Source organism: Aestuariibius violaceus, from assembly GCF_040779325.2.
Lineage (GTDB): Bacteria > Pseudomonadota > Alphaproteobacteria > Rhodobacterales > Rhodobacteraceae > Aestuariibius > Aestuariibius violaceus.
Genome location: NZ_JBFONT020000001.1, coordinates 123,647 through 135,805, shown reverse-complemented (window position 1 = coordinate 135,805; position 12,159 = coordinate 123,647). Strand labels below are relative to the sequence as shown.

11 protein-coding genes are annotated in these 12,159 nt (G+C 63.8%); 10 read left to right on the top strand and 1 reads right to left on the bottom strand.

What is annotated here, in order from left to right; all coding sequences use genetic code 11:
- Positions 1 to 73: 73 nt before the first annotated feature.
- Positions 74 to 607 (bottom strand): SH3 domain-containing protein, encoded by a 534-nt coding sequence (locus AADZ90_RS00690; RefSeq protein ID WP_367311396.1) that lies wholly within the window; start codon positions 605 to 607, stop codon positions 74 to 76.
- A 252-nt stretch (positions 608 to 859) separates the two neighbouring features.
- On the opposite strand from AADZ90_RS00690, the gene AADZ90_RS00685 reads away from it, so the two are divergent.
- The 10 genes from AADZ90_RS00685 (at position 860) to AADZ90_RS00640 (ending at position 12,158) form a co-directional block, all read left to right on the top strand.
- Positions 860 to 1,717 (top strand): hypothetical protein, encoded by an 858-nt coding sequence (locus AADZ90_RS00685; RefSeq protein ID WP_367311397.1) that lies wholly within the window; start codon positions 860 to 862, stop codon positions 1,715 to 1,717.
- Positions 1,718 to 2,095: 378 nt separating this feature from the next.
- Positions 2,096 to 4,393, top strand: coding sequence for a DNA topoisomerase IV subunit A (locus tag AADZ90_RS00680; RefSeq protein WP_367311398.1), 2,298 nt, complete (start codon positions 2,096 to 2,098; stop codon positions 4,391 to 4,393).
- Complete coding sequence (locus AADZ90_RS00675; RefSeq protein ID WP_411996962.1) at positions 4,281 to 5,585, top strand: DUF898 family protein; 1,305 nt, start codon at positions 4,281 to 4,283, stop codon at positions 5,583 to 5,585. Before AADZ90_RS00680 ends, AADZ90_RS00675 begins: the two co-directional genes overlap by 113 nt.
- Complete coding sequence (locus tag AADZ90_RS00670) at positions 5,582 to 6,721, top strand: M48 family metallopeptidase (RefSeq protein ID WP_367311399.1); 1,140 nt, start codon at positions 5,582 to 5,584, stop codon at positions 6,719 to 6,721. The genes AADZ90_RS00675 and AADZ90_RS00670 overlap by 4 nt, the downstream gene beginning before the upstream one ends.
- Positions 6,722 to 6,878: 157 nt before the next feature.
- Positions 6,879 to 7,004 carry a hypothetical protein gene (locus AADZ90_RS00665; RefSeq protein ID WP_367311400.1) on the top strand — a complete coding sequence of 42 codons (126 nt, stop codon included), beginning with the start codon at positions 6,879 to 6,881 and terminating at the stop codon, positions 7,002 to 7,004.
- Positions 7,005 to 7,049: 45 nt separating this feature from the next.
- The gene (locus AADZ90_RS00660; protein WP_367311401.1) at positions 7,050 to 8,444 is read left to right on the top strand and encodes a mechanosensitive ion channel family protein; all 1,395 of its coding nucleotides are present in this window, start codon (positions 7,050 to 7,052) and stop codon (positions 8,442 to 8,444) included.
- 201 nt (positions 8,445 to 8,645) lie between these two features.
- On the top strand, positions 8,646 to 8,987 hold the full coding sequence (gene rsfS, locus AADZ90_RS00655; RefSeq protein WP_367311557.1) for a ribosome silencing factor: 342 nt from the start codon (positions 8,646 to 8,648) through the stop codon (positions 8,985 to 8,987).
- A gap of 7 nt (positions 8,988 to 8,994) precedes the next feature.
- On the top strand, positions 8,995 to 9,465 hold the full coding sequence (rlmH, locus tag AADZ90_RS00650) for a 23S rRNA (pseudouridine(1915)-N(3))-methyltransferase RlmH (RefSeq protein WP_367311402.1): 471 nt from the start codon (positions 8,995 to 8,997) through the stop codon (positions 9,463 to 9,465).
- A gap of 60 nt (positions 9,466 to 9,525) precedes the next feature.
- Positions 9,526 to 11,040, top strand: a complete 1,515-nt coding sequence (gene gpmI, locus AADZ90_RS00645) for a 2,3-bisphosphoglycerate-independent phosphoglycerate mutase (protein WP_367311403.1) — start codon at positions 9,526 to 9,528, stop codon at positions 11,038 to 11,040.
- Complete coding sequence (locus AADZ90_RS00640; RefSeq protein WP_367311404.1) at positions 11,037 to 12,158, top strand: murein hydrolase activator EnvC family protein; 1,122 nt, start codon at positions 11,037 to 11,039, stop codon at positions 12,156 to 12,158. Before gpmI ends, AADZ90_RS00640 begins: the two co-directional genes overlap by 4 nt.
- Position 12,159: the final 1 nt, after the last annotated feature.

Below are 12,159 nucleotides of genomic sequence, written 5' to 3'. Positions count from 1 at the left end.
AGATTGACAGGTCGCGAGATTGTCGCAGCCTGTCTTCGTTGACGCCAAAGTAAGCTCTGGGTGCGCCGGTCGCTTAGTCGGTGACCAGCCGTTCCGCCATCCAGCCGACGCGGTCGAGGTCAACAGCGCGCAGCTGTAGCCAGCCGGCGCCGTTGGTGTCGATGACCTCGACGGCATCGCCGCGGCTGAGGGTGGCGATGACGCCGTGAGAGGTGCCGGGACCGGCGCGCATGTTGACGCGGGACCCGGCAACCGCGCGCAGGTCGGCCGCCGGTTCGGCGGCGACTTCGACAACCCGCTCATCGGCGATAAAGCCTGTATCTGAGGTCGCAACGGCTGGCGTCGGTACGGGCAGCTCTTCGGCAAAGGTCTGCTCGGCGGATGCGGGAAGGATCGGCAGGGAGGCAGGGGTGAGGTCGGCCCGCGCCACGATCTCTTGTGTCGGCGCGGGGGTGACCTCTTCGGCCTCTGCAACCTCGACGACGCCTTGGTCGGCCGCCTGTGCCTCGGCCACGATTTCGGACATCGGGCGGAAATCCGACCCGCCGCTCAATTCCCACCACATCCAGGCGAGCGCGCCAAAGGTCACGATCATCAATTTGTGCATCGCAAAATACTCCGGTCTTAAAACGCTTGCAGCGTAGCATTTGAGCAATGATTCTCGGAGCCCTAAAGTTTCATCAACGTTACCGGTTCTCGTGCCTTTACCGCCGCGAATCGCCCGGATAGACGAAAAGGCATGATCGAGCCGATCGATACATGACGTCCTGCGATGCCATGCGACTATCGAATTCAATCCAGCCTATGAACTGCCCGCGCCCTCGATCTAAAAGCTCGTGGATGCTGAAGGGTCGATGCGATGAGCTATGATGTATCCGTCTGGGTTCGTGCTGACCTTGAGACGGCACGAGAAAGTCTTCAGGCACTAGGTTTGGCGGGTCAGGATCAGCTGCTGCTGGAGCGCAGCGCTTGGGCGATCTCTGCATTCGTCCATCCGATCGAACCGGAGGACATCCCGCCTGAAGTCACTGCCGTGTTTCGTGGCCCGGTTACTTTGATTGAGCTTCATCTCTCGCCGATTGGAGCCTCGTTTGCGGCATACCGGCATCTTCGAAAGATTGCTCGAGGGGTCGCTAAGACCGCTGAAGGGGCTGTCGAGGATCTTCAGACCGGGGAGGTTTGGGTGCCGCCGTCGCTGCGTTTGGCAAAGGCGGTCCGACAAGCCGTCGCGGCCGATCAGCAAGAGGGCGAGCGGGCGACCGTTTTGAGCTTCGGCTGGTGGTTCGCGCATGATCTTTTTACCGATCGGGACGGGCTTAGGGCGCTCCTCTCCGAGATAGAAGCGGTGTTACCCGAAGCGCTTCCGCGCCGATACGGTCCATACGAGCCACTCAAATACAGACGGGACAGGGATGGGATAGATCATTATCTCGATCTTCTGGTCGAGGACGACGACGGTGTTGAGGTTGCTTCGACCGCTCCCGCGCAAGACCTCAGAATATCAACGGTCAAACTTCCTGGAGAGAAGAAGCTCCATCGCGAGATCATGTTCCGGAGTCGGTATATCAGATTTGATGTGGACGGCGCCGTCCTTTCAGCCCCCGGTTATCAGGCGCATCTCATCCACGCGTTCCGGACATTGTCAGATTTTGTGCGGCCCTTCTACGGCGAGGTCCGGCCGATACGTAACATGATCCGGGCGGGGGGTGAGTGCTAGGCTGATGATTTGACGGATCAATGGCCGATACCGAACCGATATTGGTGGGGCATTCCGCATACTCCGGCATTCGGTCGCGTCGTCGGGCCGCCGCACATCGATCTTTGGCCGGAGACAAGCGCATGGGAGTCATGCGAGGCAGGTCGCATCATGGTGCAGGACGATTGGATGGCGGAGGCACACGTCGCGGGTCCATCCGGTCCGATTAAAGTGTCGGCGGAAGAACTGATGGGAAGTAGATTTGCGTGAGCCCGGACTTGGCATGTCTTGCGCTTTTTGTTCGCGCTCTACGAGCAAAGGTGCCGCAGCCGAAGTCGAAACGGCTTTTCGTAGCCGGGCACCTTTACCGCCGCGAATCGCCCGGATAGACAGGAAAACATGACCGATCTGGCCGATCCGCATTCCTCCCGCGAAACCGAAGAGCCGCTCGCCCAGGCGATCGGAGAGCGCTATCTGACCTACGCGCTGTCGACGATCATGCACCGGGCGCTGCCGGATGCGCGCGACGGGATGAAGCCGGTGCACCGGCGGATCCTTTACGGCATGCGGCAGATGCGCCTCGCCTCGAACGGGGGGTTCCGCAAAAGCGCCGGTGTCGTCGGGGAGGTGATGGGCAAGTACCACCCGCATGGGGACGGCGCGATCTATGACGCGATGGTACGGCTCGCGCAGGATTTCAACGTGCGCTACCCGCTGGTCGACGGGCAAGGCAACTTCGGCAATATCGACGGCGATAACCCCGCGGCGATGCGGTACACGGAAAGCCGCATGACCTCGGCCGGGGAGGCCCTGCTGGAGGGGTTGGACGAGAACGCGGTCGACTTCCGGCCGAACTATGACGGGCGCGAGGAAGAGCCTGTCGTCCTGCCGTCGGCCTTTCCGAACCTGCTGGCGAACGGGTCGTCGGGGATCGCCGTGGGGATGGCGACGAACATCCCGCCGCATAACATTGCTGAGCTGTGCGATGCCTGCCTGCATCTGATCAAGACGCCCGAGGCGCGCGACGACACGCTGTTGAACTACATCCCCGGGCCGGATTTCCCGACCGGCGGTGTGATCGTCGAGCCGCCGGAGAATATTGCCGAGGCCTATCGCACCGGGCGCGGGTCGTTTCGGGTGCGGGCGGTCTGGCATCAGGAGGATCTGGGGCGCGGGACCTATCAGATCATCGTGACAGAGATCCCCTATCAGGTGCCGAAATCGCGCCTGATCGAGAAGGTGGCGGATCTGCTGGCGCAGAAGAAGCTGCCGCTGCTGGCCGATATCCGGGACGAGAGCGCGGAGGATATCCGCATCGTGCTGGAGCCGCGGGCCAAGACGGTCGATCCCGAGCTTCTGATGGAGACGCTGTTCAAGGCGACGGATTTCGAGAGCCGGTTTTCGCTGAACATGAACGTGCTGATCGACGGGCTGACGCCCAAGGTCTCGACCTTGAAAGAGGTGTTGCGGGCGTTCCTCGATCACCGGCGGGAGGTGCTGCAGCGCCGGTCGCAGCACCGGCTGGAGAAGATCGACCACCGGTTGGAGGTTTTGGTCGGTCTGATCACGGCGTTCCTGAACCTCGATCGGGTGATCGACATCATCCGCTATGACGACGATCCGAAGGCCGCGCTGATCGCCGAGGACTGGACGAAAGACCATGCCCGCGCGACGTCCGAAGCGGATTACGTGCCGCCGCAGGATTTCACCGAGCAGCTGTCGGAGCTGCAGGCGGACGCGATCCTGAACATGCGGCTGCGGTCGTTGCGGCGGCTTGAGGAGATGGAGCTGAAGGCCGAGCAGGCGCGGCTGACCGAAGAGCGTGAGGAGCTGCTTTCCCTGCTTGCCGACGAGGGCGCGCAGTGGGCGAAGATTTCCGAGCAGTTGAAAGAGACGAAGAAGCAGTTCGGCCGCGACCATCCGATGGGCGCGCGGCGGACGCGGTTTGCCGAGGCTGTGGATACGCCCGACATCTCACTTGAGGCGCTGACGCCGAAGGAGCCGATCACGGTTGTCTGTTCGCAGATGGGCTGGATCCGGGCGCTGTCGGGCCATGTGGACCTGACCCGCGAGCTGAAGTTCAAGGACGGCGACGGGCCGCGTTTCATGTTCCATGCGGAGACGACGGACCGGATCCTGCTCTTCGGGTCGAACGGGCGGATGTACACGCTGCCGGGATCGAGCCTGCCCGGCGGGCGCGGCATGGGCGAGCCGGTGCGCCTGTCGATCGACCTGCCGAACGAGGCGGGGATCGTGGACCTCTTCACCCATCAGCCGGGGCGCAAGCTGCTCGTCGCCTCTGACGCCGGCGACGGGTTCGTCCTTCCCGAGGACGAGGCGCTGGCCCAGACGAAGGCGGGCAAGCAGGTGCTGAACCTGAAAGACCCGGCCAAGGCGCGTGTCTGCAAACCCGTGAGCGGCGATCACATCGCGGTGGTGGGCGAAAACCGCAAGGTGCTTGTCTTCCCGCTGGACGAGCTTCCCGAGATGACGCGCGGTAAAGGCGTGCGCCTCCAACGTTACAAGGATGGAGGCCTGTCGGATGCCACCAGCTTCACCCTGGCCGACGGCCTCTCCTGGCGCGATCCCGCCGGCCGCACGCGCACCGAGACGGCGCTGGAGGAGTGGATCGGAAAGCGCGCCTCAGCCGGTCGCATGGCCCCTCGCGGATTCCCCAGAGACAACACCTTCACCTGAGCTGACGGTCCATTTCACTGGCCGCACAGGGCCGCTGTTCAGGCTGTCAGTGAAGACATTGCTGCTGACGCTGGTGACACTTGGGCTGTACCGGTTCTGGATGAAAACGCGGTTGCGGCGCTGGTACTGGTCGGCGATCCGGCCGGGCGGCGACCCGATCGAATATACCGGCCAGCCGATCGAAAAGCTGATCGGGTTTCTGATCGCGGTCTGTATCCTCGCCTTCTATCTGGCGATCGTGAACCTGTTTCTGATGTTCGCGAGCCTTGCGATCTTCAAATCCAACGCCGTCGCCTATCTGGCGAGCTTTGGCGGGACGATCCCGATCCTGTTCTATGCGCAGTACCGCGCGCGCCGGTATGTGCTGGCGCGCACGCGGTGGCGGGGGGTGCGGTTCGGGCTGCGGCCCGCGGCGTGGCGGTATTCGGGGGTGGCCTTGTGGCAATGGGTGACGGTGATCGCGTCGCTGGGTCTGCTTTGGCCGCGGAAGACCTTCACGCTGGAGAAGTTCGTGACCGACCGGACGGCGTTCGGCTCGGCCGAGCTGCGGCAGGGCGGGCATTGGCGGATGCTGATCCCTGCGGCGTCGCATATGCTGATCGGGGTGGTGTTCACCGTTCTGACGATCCTTGCCGCGATAGAGATGGACGCGGAACAGGCGGCGTTGGGCAATTACTTCGTCACGACGCCGTTCTGGTTCCTGCTGTTTCTGACCATCCCCTACGCGGTCTTCGGGATCATCTATTACGGCGCCGCCGCGACCCGGATCATGGCGGAGCGGAAGAGCGCCGGTCCGATTGGCCTGACCTCGGCCATCCGGCCTGCGAAGATCGTGCGGATCTATGCGCTGGGCTACGGTGCGATCCTTCTGGCGATCACGCCGATCTTCAGCGGCCTGAGCTACATCACCTTCCTGCTCACCCCGTTCGACGATATGGAGCCGCCGCCTTTCGTCGAGGCGATCCCGGAGCCGGTGATCACCGCCGCGCTTGTCGTCCTTTATTTCCTGCTGTTCCTCGTCTGGTCGGCGCTGACCCATATCTTCATCACGATGCCGAAAATCCGCCATTATGCCGAGACATTGACGGTCACCGGGGCCAATACGCTGGACCGGGTCAGCCAGAAGGCCCGCGATGACTTTGCCGAGGCGGAGGGCTTTGCCGAGGCGCTGGATCTGGGAGCCGCGATATGACCGTGATCCGTGTCGGCACACAGGCCCCCCGGTTCGAGGGTACGGCGCTGTTCTATGACGGCGATGTACCGATCCCGCGGGCCACGCGGATTTCCATCGACGAGGCGGCGGATACGCTGGTGATCGAGGCCGAGGAGATCGCACCGCGGTCCTGGCCGTTGACGGACGTCCGCCAGCTGCGGGATCGGGGTGGCGACGATATGGTGCTGATGCAGGCGGGCGATCCGCTGCCGCGGCTGCTGGTCTCGGGCGCGGAGGAAAAGCGGATCATCCGGGCGCGGGCGCCGAACCTGGACCGAAGTCCGAAGATCAAGGGAAAGCGCAAACTGTTCTTTCTGGCCATCGCGGCCATCGGATCGGTCGTGCTGATGATCCTGTTCCTGGTGCCGCTGATCGCCGACGGGCTGGCCGATTACCTACCGCCCGAGGGCGAGCGCGCGCTGGGAGAGGCGACGCTGGAGCAGGTGCGATCGGCCTTTGACACGACCGGGTTCCTGCCGCTTGCGGTCTGTGAGAACGCCGAGGGGCGCGCCGCGCTGGCCAAGATCGAGACGCGGATCACGGAGGCGGTGGGCTACGAGGACGAACTGACGCTTTCGGTGCTGGATCATGAGATGGTCAATGCCTTCGCCTTGCCGGGCGGGTATATCGTTTTCTTTCGCGGGCTGATCGAGGATGCGGAGAGCCCGGACGAAATCGCCGCGGTCTTTGCGCACGAGCTGGGGCACGTGGATGCCCGCGATCCCACGCGCATTGCCTTGCGGTCGGCGGGGTCGATCGGTCTGCTTGGTCTGCTTTTCGGGGATTTCGCGGGCGGGGCGATGGTGCTGTTCCTGGTCGAGCGGATTATCCAGGCGGATTACACCCAGGAGGCCGAGGCGGCGGCGGATGCCTATGCCCATGCGGCGATGAACGCGGCCAATCTGCGGCCTGACGCGATGGCGGATTTCTTCGAACGTCTGCGCGAGGAGTATGGCGACGAGGAGGGCATCGTGGCCCATTTCCTGTCCCATCCGGCGATGGGGGACCGGATCGATGCCGCCCGTCAGGCGACCCCTGACGAAGTGGAGTTCGATGCCGTTTTGACCGAAGACGAGTTCGCCGCGCTGAAAAGCATCTGCGACTACACCTATTGACCGACATCACCGCGATTTTCAGCGCGTGACGTTCGTGAAACGTGAAATAAGGCGTATTTCCGGCAAAAAGTCGGCTATTCCGTACTCGACATCGGAAGTGACGTATGGTCATATACCGGAAGTTTATACCAAATGATTCATCTACAAGGTTATTTCCATGTCGCTTCCTCGTCTTGAAATTGCAGCGCTCGCCGTCCTCCTCCTCTGTGCCGTCTATGCCCAGGCAAAAGGCGCGTATCAGACCGCCTCGGTGCCGCCCGGAGTGACGGCCTTAGCGCACTAACCCGCAACGCTTGTGCGCTAGCCGTGCGCGGGGCACACTCGCCCCATGCAACATGATGCCGAAAACGGGGGACAAGGTCCCGGCGCGGAGGATCTGCCGCCGCCACCGACCCCTGCGGATCTGTTGGAGGTCGGGCAGTCCGTCGCCAGCCAGGCGGAGGTTTTCCTCAACAGTCTGATGCGTCCCTGGAACGCGTATCAGATTGCCATCGCCCTTGGCGTTTTCATGGTCGCGGTGGGGCTGCGCTGGGTCTTCGGCCCCCGGATGCACGACTGGATGCGCACCAAGACCGGTTGGCCCCGGTGGCGGTTGAAGGTGCTGGTCGTCATTCACAAGCGCCTGCGGATGATCTTTTTTGTCGCGTTGATCTGGGCTGCTGTCCTGATCATGCGCGAGATTACGTGGCCGTCCCGCTCTTACATGCTTGGCATTATTGCCAATCTCGCCACAGCGTGGCTGGTCGTCGCGTTGGCGACGCGACTGATTGCCAACCCGTTCGTCCGGCAGGTCGTGCGTTACGGGGCGTGGATCTGGATCACCTTGACCATCCTTGGCCTGACCGAGGAAACCGTCGCGATCCTCGAAGGGATGGCCATCGATCTGGGCGAGATGCGGCTGTCGGTCTGGCTGGCCATTCAGGCGATCGTGATGCTGGGCGTGCTGATCTACATCGCGCGCTTCCTGACGAAAACGACGAGCGAGCGGGTCAGCCGGAACGAGGACCTGTCGCCGTCTCTGCGGGTGCTGATCGTCAAGGTCCTGCAGATCGCCTTTTACGGTATCGCGGTCTTTGTCGGCCTGCGAGCCGCCGGGGTGGATCTGACCGGCCTTGCGGTTCTGTCCGGCGCCATCGGCATCGGCCTTGGCTTCGGTTTGCAAAAGGTCGTGTCGAACCTCGTCTCGGGGGTCATCATCCTGCTCGACAAGTCGATCAAGCCAGGCGACGTGATTTCGCTTGGGGATACGTTCGGGTGGATCAACTCGCTGGGCGCGCGCTACGTGTCGATCACTACGCGGGACGGAAAGGAATACCTGATCCCGAACGAGGATCTGATCACCAACCAGGTGGTGAACTGGTCCCATTCAAACGAATATGTTCGGCTCGATATCTATTTCGGCACTGCCTATCACGACGATCCGCATCAGGTGCGCAAGATCGCGATCGAGGCGGCCAAGAAAGTGGACCGGGTGCTCGATTTCCGGCCGCCGGTCTGTCACATCGTGGGCTTCGGGGACTCGTCGGTCGATTACATCCTTCGGTTCTGGATCATGGACCCCACCGGGGGGCTGACCAATATCCGCGGGAACGTCTATCTCGCGCTGTGGGATGCGTTTCAGGAAAACGGCATCTCGATCCCGTTCCCGCAGCGGGAGGTCAAGGTGCTGGAGGGCTCTCAGCTGCAGACCAGCCAGGCGGAGTTTGGCAAGGCGGCGGAATAGGGCGCCTGCGCGCATCCTCGACGTTGAAAAACGGGTCTGCCGTTGTTACTCTGGTTGCAGGTTCGGCGCCGGAACCTGATGGCGGCGCGTTGCAAGGAGGACAATGATCTGTCTCTTTCTTCCACGGCGGGTGCTTCCGCCAAGTCGGCAGGTTTCGCACAGGCGGGTGCGCAAGGAGCCGGCGACGTGACCGACAGCAAGATGAGTGAGCGCTTGCTGGAGGCCATTCTTTCCTCTCTCGACAGCGACAAGGCCGAAGACATCGTGCAGATCGATCTGCGCGGCAAGTCCGAGATGGGCGATTACATGGTGATCTGCTCTGGCCGGTCGTCGCGCCAGGTCGCAGCGATCTCGGAGAAGTTGACCGACAAGCTGAAGGCCGAGTTCGGCGTGATCTCGAAGGTCGAGGGCAAGGATACCGGTGACTGGGTGCTGATCGACACGGGCGATGTGATCGTCCATGTCTTCCGGCCCGAAGTGCGCGAGTTCTACCAGCTCGAAAAGATGTGGCTGCCTGCGGGGACCGCGGCGGCGGAAAGCTGACGCCCGAGTGCGGGTGCATATCTGCGCCGTAGGTCGCCTGCGGCGCGGACCCGAGTTGGACCTGATCGATGATTACCGGACGCGGTTCGACCGCACGGGCCGTGCCCACGGGCTCGGCCCTTTGTCGTTCGTCGAGGTCGAGGATCGGAAAGGCGGCGGGATGGCGGCGGAGGCGGTGCTGCTGGACCGGGCCGTGCCGGAGGGCGCTGCGTTGTGCGTTCTGGATGAGCGGGGCAAGGGTCTGACCTCGCCTGAGTTTGCCGAGCGGTTGGCAGAGTGGCGGGACGCCGGGCGCGGTGATGCGGCCTTTGTCATCGGCGGCGCGGATGGGGTCGACCCCGCGCTGCGGGCAAAGGCGGAACTGGTCCTGTCCTTTGGCGCGATGGTCTGGCCGCACATGCTGGCGCGCGTGATGCTGACGGAGCAGTTGTATCGCGCGGCCTCGATTCTGGCCGGGGCGCCGTATCACCGGGTGTGAGCTCCGGTGCTTTTGCTCGGGTCGCGGCCTCGTTAGAACATCGCCCAAAGGGAGCGCACCATGACCACATTGAGGCCAGTCGTCTTATGTATCCTCGATGGATGGGGCCTGCGGGAGGAGCGGGAGGCGAACGCGCCGCTGCTGGCCGACACGCCCACCTTCGACCGGATCATGGAAGGCCCGCATGCGCGGCTGATCACCCACGGGCCGGATGCGGGGCTGCCATCGGGGCAGATGGGCAATTCCGAGGTCGGGCACACGAATATCGGGGCGGGTCGGGTCGTCGCCATGGATCTGGGGCAGATCGACTTGGCGATCGAGGATCGGTCCTATTTCGAGAACGACGCGATCTGCGATTTCATCGCGACGCTGAAGGACAGTGGCGGGCGGGCCCATCTGATGGGTGTTGTCTCGGACGGGGGGGTGCATGGGCATATCAACCACCTTCTTACCACCGCACGATGGTTCGCGGATGAGGGGCTGGAGGTCGTCATTCACGCGATGACGGACGGTCGCGACGTGGCGCCGAAATCGGCGGATGGGTTTCTGGCTGCGCTGAACGAGAACCTGCCGGAAGGTGCGACGGTCGGAACCGTGATCGGGCGATATTTCGCGATGGATCGGGACAAGCGGTGGGACCGGGTGCGGAAGGCTTATGATGCCATCGTCGCGGGTGACGGGCGCTCTGCCGGGACGGCGGGTGATGCGGTCAAGGCGGCCTACGACGAGGATACAACGGACGAGTTCATCCCGGCGACGGTCATTGACGGCTATGGCGGGGTCAAGCCCGAGGATGGCCTCTTTTGCCTGAATTTTCGGGCCGATCGGGCGCGAGAGATTCTTGCGGCGATCGGGGCGCCGGAGTTCGACGGGTGGGATCGTGGAGACCGGCCCGAGCTGGTGGCGCGGCTGGGGATGGTCGACTACTCGAAGTCGCACGACGCCTATATGACGACGGCCTTTCCGAAGCAGGAGATCGTCAACACGCTGGGTGCGTGGGTCGCGCAGCACGGGTTGCGTCAGTTCCGGGTCGCGGAGACGGAGAAGTATCCGCATGTGACCTTCTTCCTCAACGGCGGGAAGGAAGAGCCGGAGGAGGGAGAGGATCGCAAGATGCCCCCCTCACCGGATGTCGCGACCTATGACGAGAAGCCCGAGATGTCGGCCGGGGAGGTGACGGACGCTTTCGTGGCTGCGATCGAGGAGGGCTACGACCTGATCGTCTGCAATTATGCCAATCCCGATATGGTCGGGCATACGGGTGACCTTGAGGCTGCGATCAAGGCCTGCGAGGCGGTGGATCAGGGGCTGTCGCGGGTGGCTGACGCGCTGGACAAGGCGGGTGGAGCGATGCTCCTGACGGCGGATCACGGCAATTGCGAGGTGATGATCGACCCCGAGACGGGCGGCCCGCATACATCGCACACTCTGAACCTTGTCCCGGTCGCCCTTTATGGCGGGCCGCAGGGGGCCGGACTGAAGGACGGGCGGCTTTCGGATCTTGCGCCGACGCTGCTGGCGCTGATGGAGCTTGAGCCGCCGGAAGAGATGACGGGGGAGAGTTTGCTGACGTGATCCGGCTTGCCGCCCTTTTGGTCGCGCTGTCCGGCGGCGCATCGGCCCAGACCGATCCGGCCGATATGGCGCGCGCAGCCGCCGCGCAACTGATGAGCGCGGAAGGGGCGCTTTCGACTGCGGAGGGTGCGCGCAACCGGATCCAGGCGCTGACCGATGTGGTGCGGGCCTATGAGGAAGGGCTTGGCGCGTTGCGCGAGGCGCTGCGGCGGATCGCCGTGCGCGAGGCGGTGCTGGTCGCCGATCTGGGTACGCAGAACCGCGATCTGGGCGAGCTTTTGGGAGCGCTCATGCTCATGGGCCGTGTGCCCGCACCGATCCTTGCAACGCATCCCGACGGTCCCGAGGGCGCAGCGCGGGCAGGTATGCTGCTGGCAGACATGACGCCTGCCCTGCGGGCCGAAGCTGCCGCGTTGACCGTCGATCTGCAGGAGTTGCGCCGCCTTGAGGCGCAACAGCAGGAGGCGCTGGCGACGTTGCAGAGCGGTATCGAGGGGGTGCAGGAGGCGCGCACGGCGCTGGCCGAGGCACTCGCCAACCGTGCGCCGCTGCCCCGCCGGTTCACGGAGGATGCGGTGGGCGTCGCGCTTTTGGCCGCCGGAGCCGATACGTTGGAGGCTTTCGCCGAAGGGCTGCCGGCCACGATTATGGACGAGACCGACACCCCGGCACCGACCGCCCTAGGCAGCGGGCTGCCCTTGCCTGTTCAGGGCGACCTCCTCCGACGGTTCGGTGAGGCGGATGCAGCGGGAGTAGAACGCCCCGGTTGGGTGGTCGCAACGGCGCCCGGCGCGCTTGTCACGGCGCCGGCCACGGCGACGATCCGCTACAACGGCCCCCTCTTGGACCTCGGGACGGTGGTCGTTCTTGAACCCGCGCCGGATCTTCTGCTGATTCTCGCAGGGCTGGCCGAAGGCTATGGCGCGGCAGGAGAGATCGTTCCGTTAGGTCATCCTGTCGGGATCGTGTCTGGTGCTGAGGGGCAAGGTGACGCTATTTTGACCGCGGGGGCCGAAGGCGCTGGCGGCGCTGGGCAAGAAACGCTTTATATAGAGCTTCGGGACAAGACGGGCCCACGGGACCCGGCGACGTGGTTCGCGATGGATGAGGATCAGTGAC

Coding starts and splice junctions, on each gene's coding strand:
- AADZ90_RS00690 (WP_367311396.1), bottom strand. CDS start 607: ATGCACAAATTGATGATCGTGACCTTTGGCGCGCTCGCCTGGATGTGG.
- AADZ90_RS00685 (WP_367311397.1), top strand. CDS start 860: ATGAGCTATGATGTATCCGTCTGGGTTCGTGCTGACCTTGAGACGGCA.
- AADZ90_RS00680 (WP_367311398.1), top strand. CDS start 2,096: ATGACCGATCTGGCCGATCCGCATTCCTCCCGCGAAACCGAAGAGCCG.
- AADZ90_RS00670 (WP_367311399.1), top strand. CDS start 5,582: ATGACCGTGATCCGTGTCGGCACACAGGCCCCCCGGTTCGAGGGTACG.
- AADZ90_RS00665 (WP_367311400.1), top strand. CDS start 6,879: ATGTCGCTTCCTCGTCTTGAAATTGCAGCGCTCGCCGTCCTCCTCCTC.
- AADZ90_RS00660 (WP_367311401.1), top strand. CDS start 7,050: ATGCAACATGATGCCGAAAACGGGGGACAAGGTCCCGGCGCGGAGGAT.
- rsfS (WP_367311557.1), top strand. CDS start 8,646: ATGAGTGAGCGCTTGCTGGAGGCCATTCTTTCCTCTCTCGACAGCGAC.
- gpmI (WP_367311403.1), top strand. CDS start 9,526: ATGACCACATTGAGGCCAGTCGTCTTATGTATCCTCGATGGATGGGGC.